The following is a 2,528-nucleotide window of genomic DNA, read 5'->3' on the forward strand; positions in this document are numbered from 1 at the left end:
CCCCCCCCGACTATTTGTCTCACTGGTGAGACTCGGGCGGCCAAAAGGGCTCATAAAGGGACAGATTTAGGGCGCGAAAATTGGCCGCTGCGGAGGGCGGTTTTCCTTGTATTTATACTTAAGGGATAAATAGCGGATGCAAAAACCTGCTTCAGGCCAGTAACCATGCGGGTTTGGAGCACTTTTGACAGGTCAAAGAAAAACCCTGATGATTGAAGCCTCTCACAGCACAATCGAACAGGGTTTCTCATGGAAGATTTAGCGCCTTCCTGCGTGAAGGATATATCACCTTTGTCGCCAATGTCACGGGCAGACCATCCCTGTAACACGTCTGCCAGAATAACCAGTAAACCCTCCGTAGCGTCTCACAGCAGCTCAGACGGACATTTGACTGAGTACAGCCCCTCAGATAAGCCCTGGGACGCCCACAGAGCGATTTCAGACGACGTTGGGGGGATATATGCGGGTGTGGCCCGTTTCGAGCGCTACGCGGCTCGTATGGCCGAATGTGCGGGTGTTTTACGGTTTGGCTGGGTTGATGATCAGGCGACGGGGGAAAGTCGTCTACGGCTCAGAGAGGCTCACTTCTGCCGGGTGCGGCATTGTCCGGTGTGCCAGTGGAGACGATCGCTCATGTGGCAAGCCCGTTTCTATCAGTCCCTTCCCAAGCTGGTCGAAGAGCATCCCAAAGCGCGTTGGATCTTCCTAACGCTCACTGTTCGTAACTGCCCCATTGAGGATCTGCGTAGCACCCTGCAAGCCATGAATAGCGCTTGGCAGCGTCTGATTAAGCGACGTGATTTCAAGCCTGTGTTGGGTTGGGTGCGTACCACTGAGGTCACACGTGGCTCTGATGGGAGCGCTCACCCTCACTTCCACGCCCTGCTGATGGTGCCGCCTTCATGGTTCAAGGGTTCGGCCTACGTCAAACATGCTCGCTGGGTAGAGCTTTGGGCCGATGTGATGCGCCTGGACTACCTGCCGAACGTCGATGTGCGCGCAGTGAAACCGCGGGCACCCAAGAGCGGCCAGACGCCGACTGATGCTACTGCAGCTGCGTTACAAGGCGCGGTCGCAGAAACCCTCAAATACTCCACGAAGCCCACTGACATGGTGGCCGATGAAGGTTGGTTCTTGGAGTTGACCAAGCAAACGCACAAGCTCCGGTTTGTCGCCACCGGAGGCGCGTTGAAGCACATTTTGAAGGTGGATCAGGAGACAGACGACGACCTGGCACTGATCGACGGTGACGGAAAGCAGGACGACGGCTCACGCCTGGCGTTCAACTGGCGTGAACACGAGCGCCGTTATCGACGTGCCCCCAACGCGGATAAACCTTCGCAGGAGAACAGCCAATGAGTGGTTTTAGCCCTGAATACCTTGCTGATATCGAGTTCGGCGCCATGATCCTGAAAGACTGTCACGAATCCTTAAATGACGTGGACAAGCTGCTGGAACAAGACCTCACGCCGGATATGGCCATTGATGTGCTCATGGCATTAGGTGAAGCGGCTATTGCCGTTCGTGCCTGTTCAAATATGCCGGCAATCATGCCGCACGATCTGGATGAAGTCCGTGACCGTTTGCTGGCTGTCACCATCCGCGCTAACCACGCTGTTGGTCGTTTGTCCTGAGTTGGGTTGGCCCTTGCCCTGTTCTGGTCGTCCTGCGCAGCGGGACGGCTAGAACAGGGCAAGGGTTGCCCTTTAACTTGATACTATACGGACAAAGTGTGACAGCTCGGAGGTGTTATGGACTGGGAAATGGTCGGTCGTTACCTGCTGCTCTTCACCCCTGTACTCGCTGGCATTGTGCTAACCGTCATCGTGCACCGGATGACGCAGAAACGTTAGTTTCAGGGATTCAAAGGCACCCCTTTGGGACGCCGGATTATGCAAAGCAGCGCAGCGAATTTGTATACATCCGTAGCGTGCCTGTCTTTTTAAAACCGTTTACACCTCATCCCCCACCAAAATTGTTTTGAACCGCATGAATGCTGGGCTTACGCTTGTCTACACACTGTAAACAGGCGGTATTTATGAGCGGTCGAACTTCGGTCATTTCCTTCCGTGTAACCGACGATGAGAAAGAGCGCATCGAGGTCAAAGCGAAGGCCAAAAATCTCAAGGTTACGTCCTACGTTCGTGAGCTAGTCACAGGCTTTGAACCTGAGGTTGTGGCCACACGATCCAGGGCGATGGTGGACGAGCAAGAGCGAGCGCTTCACTCGATGACGGAGACCGTGCAGGAGCTTGAAAAACACGTTCAGCAGGTGGGGAAACGCCTTCGGTCTGACGCTGTGCTGGTGATCGGCGTTGTTGGGATAGTCGGATTGGTGTTGCTCGCGGTCGGTGCATGCGTGGGTTATGCAGCGGCGTTGCTGATTGGGTGATGGTGGCCGCTAGGCCACGCACGACAAACCGCACGGCTCCCAGACCTCCAAGCCTCTTCGCCCTGCGCGATTCTGCATAGTCTCAAAGCCTCGATACCCTCATGCCAAACAGGGTTTTGGGGTTTTGACCCCCCCC

General features: G+C 55.3%; 3 protein-coding genes. All 3 read left to right on the forward strand.

The genetic code is table 11. The features are described from left to right. Window positions 1–468: 468 nt before the first annotated feature. The 3 genes from IE091_RS18260 (at window position 469) to IE091_RS18270 (ending at window position 2,392) form a co-directional block, all read left to right on the forward strand. Window positions 469–1,359: a protein rep gene (locus IE091_RS18260; RefSeq protein WP_229800905.1), complete on the forward strand. Its 891-nt coding sequence runs from the start codon at window positions 469–471 to the stop codon at window positions 1,357–1,359. Next, the gene (locus IE091_RS18265; protein WP_189464319.1) at window positions 1,356–1,634 is read left to right on the forward strand and encodes a hypothetical protein; all 279 of its coding nucleotides are present in this window, start codon (window positions 1,356–1,358) and stop codon (window positions 1,632–1,634) included. Before IE091_RS18260 ends, IE091_RS18265 begins: the two co-directional genes overlap by 4 nt. 404 nt (window positions 1,635–2,038) lie before the next feature. Continuing rightward, window positions 2,039–2,392, forward strand: coding sequence for a plasmid mobilization protein (locus IE091_RS18270; RefSeq protein ID WP_189464320.1), 354 nt, complete (start codon window positions 2,039–2,041; stop codon window positions 2,390–2,392). The last annotated feature ends 136 nt before the right edge of the window (window positions 2,393–2,528 follow it).

Origin of the sequence: Vreelandella hamiltonii (assembly GCF_014651775.1) — a bacterium.
GTDB lineage: Bacteria > Pseudomonadota > Gammaproteobacteria > Pseudomonadales > Halomonadaceae > Vreelandella > Vreelandella hamiltonii.

What these genes read in the sequence shown, in the direction of transcription:
- IE091_RS18265 (WP_189464319.1), top strand. Translation starts at nt 1,356, where the DNA reads ATGAGTGGTTTTAGCCCTGAATACCTTGCTGATATCGAGTTCGGCGCC.
- IE091_RS18270 (WP_189464320.1), top strand. Translation starts at nt 2,039, where the DNA reads ATGAGCGGTCGAACTTCGGTCATTTCCTTCCGTGTAACCGACGATGAG.